The organism is Stenotrophomonas maltophilia group sp. RNC7, assembly GCF_030910085.1.
GTDB classification, from domain to species: Bacteria; Pseudomonadota; Gammaproteobacteria; order Xanthomonadales; family Xanthomonadaceae; genus Stenotrophomonas; species Stenotrophomonas sepilia.
Genome location: NZ_JAVFVN010000733.1, coordinates 1 through 2,578 on the forward strand (window position 1 = coordinate 1; position 2,578 = coordinate 2,578).

1 protein-coding gene is annotated in these 2,578 nt (G+C 59.5%); it reads left to right on the plus strand.

What is annotated here, in order from left to right:
* The first annotated feature begins 435 nt into the window (after positions 1–435).
* Positions 436–2,394 (plus strand): Qat anti-phage system ATPase QatA, encoded by a 1,959-nt coding sequence (gene qatA, locus RCF13_RS16130; RefSeq protein ID WP_021586811.1) that lies wholly within the window; start codon positions 436–438, stop codon positions 2,392–2,394.
* Positions 2,395–2,578: the final 184 nt, after the last annotated feature.

The window sequence follows — 2,578 nt, forward strand, 5'->3', positions numbered from 1 at the left end:
CCAAAACTACGATCCAGTGCGCTAAAGCACTCCTGTCTCCGGGGCCAAATATCTGACATAAAACACTAATTTCTGAATCAGCAGGTGCAATGCAGGGGCTGATCGCCAGCAGTTGGGTAGCCGCCGCCTCATGAATCGCGCCAGCGATTGGCAACACTACATTCGGCTAGGGGGCCGCCGAGATCATTCGCTCCTCGTCACCTCCGACGCGAAGAGAGGCGGGCGTAATATGACCATTGTTACGAGCAAGCGCCAGTTTAGCTAGAGCTGCCGCAGTATCAGACGGCCATCTGTCGAAGGGCAGTCATTGATCGCGGTGAACACAAAAATGCTGGAAAAAACCTACTGCTACCAAGTGCATATAGCGAAAGTTGCGTTTCTTCGGCAAACTCGCGATTAAAGCGGCGACTCGCTAGAGCGCATCGGGGGAACGCAGTGATTCTTACGGATAATGAGACGAGGGTAGATCTCCTCAATAACGAGGCGATATCGAAAACCATCATCGAACTGTTGCGCGAGAAACCCGAGCGAGCGGTAACCGTCGGTGTTCATGGTGACTGGGGCGCTGGCAAGTCCAGCATCTTGGAGATGATCGAGAGTGGCCTCAGTTCAGACGAGGACGTGCTCTGCATTAAATTCAACGGATGGCGTTTTCAAGGATTCGAGGATGCTAAGATCGCGCTGATTGAGGGCATCGTTACCGGGCTTATCGAAAAACGCCCGTTGCTTACCCAGGCCGGCATGGCCGTTAAAGACATTTTCCGGCGGATCGACTGGCTCAAGATCGCGCGGCACGGCGGTGGTCTCGCTTTCACCGCATTCACCGGCATCCCCTCAGCCGATCAGGTTAGCGCTGTGGTCGGCACCTTGAAGGGCATTTTCTCCGATCCCTCAAAACTCGCCACGCAGGAGAATTACGACAAAGCCATCGACGGCGTGCAGGGTCTGCTGAAACCCGGTGAGTCGAAGAATGTACCCGAAGAGATTGAAGCGTTCCGAAAGGCTTTTGACGACCTGCTCAAGCAGGCGGGCGTCGAGCAACTGATCGTTCTTATCGACGATCTAGATCGCTGCCTGCCGGATACGGCGATTGAAACCCTCGAAGCCGTCCGCCTGTTCGTATTCACCGCTCGCACCGCGTTCATCGTTGCAGCCGACGAGGCGATGATCGAATATTCGGTGCGCAAGCATTTCCCAGAACTGCCGGACACGACCGGCCCCCGCGACTATGCGCGAAACTATCTCGAAAAGCTGATCCAAATACCATTCCGGATTCCAGCTTTGGGCGAGACCGAAACCCGCATCTATGTCACCTTGTTGCTCATTGGCGCTGAACTGGGTGAGGACGACCCTGCTTACTCTGCGCTAATCAACGTCGCGCGCGAACTGCTCAAACGGCCCTGGAAGACGGCTGGGCTCGACGCGCAAACAGTAAAAGGCGCCTTGGGCGATAAAGCCGGCAAGGTCCAGAACGCGCTCATCCTAAGCGATCAAATCGGTCCGATCCTGGCTAGCGGCACTCAGGGTAATCCGCGGCAGATCAAGCGCTTTCTCAACACCCTGCTGCTGCGCCATCAAACCGCGCTCGCTCGCGGCTTTGGAGAGGAGGTGAAGCTCCCCGTATTGGCGAAACTCATGCTGGCTGAACGGTTCCTCTCCAGATTGTTCGACCAAATCGCCAGCGCCGCCGCTCGCGATCCGGACGGCCACTGCATAGATTTGGCGGCGCTTGAGGCCGCCGCATCGGAGGAGAAGCCAACCCCCAAAACCAAGCGGGCCGGGCCCAAGGTCAGTTCCTTCGATGACGCAAAGCCGACCGCCGTGCCAGACTCCAAGGACAGCGCCACCCTGACCGAATGGAAGGCGGCCGACGCGATACGGGCTTGGGCGCGGCTGTCACCGGCCTTAACTGAAGTCGATCTGCGCCCCTATCTGTTCGTGACCAAGGATCGGAAGGACTATTTCGGCGCGGCCTCAGTGCTCGGGCGTCTCGCTGCGGTGGTTGAAAAGTTGCTCGGCCCGAAACTCGCCGTCCAGGCGTTCGAAGGTGAACTCAAGCAACTCGTTCCGGCCGAAGCCGCACAGGTATTCGAGGAACTGCGCGGGCGCGTTATGGGCGGCGATGCTTTCAATACAGCGCCGCCCGGCATTGATGGGCTCGCCGTGTTGGTTCGCGCGCACCCGGCGCTCCAAGCCAACCTTCTCGACCTGCTCGAAGCCTTGCCGGCTGATCGATGCGGACCGTGGCCCGCGTCCGGCTGGGAAGGCATCATCAAAGATGCTGACGCCGTAGCTCGGTTCGAAAAGCTCCTCCAAAAATGGTCGACGTCACAGTCGGCCTTTTTGAAGACGACGGCCAGCGCCGCGCTTCGTACGCGGAAAGGCGGGCGCTGATGGGCACGTCGAACGCCTATGGTGGCGCGGGCGGCAGCACGCCACTCATACCGAGTTGGCTGCAGGGTGACGGCGACGGCGGGATCGGCGCGGGCGCGGGCGCGGACGACGGAACGCAACCCGCGTCGCCTGATGGATCGCCCCCAGCGGTTCCTCCCGCCCCGGCACCCCGACCAACCGCGCC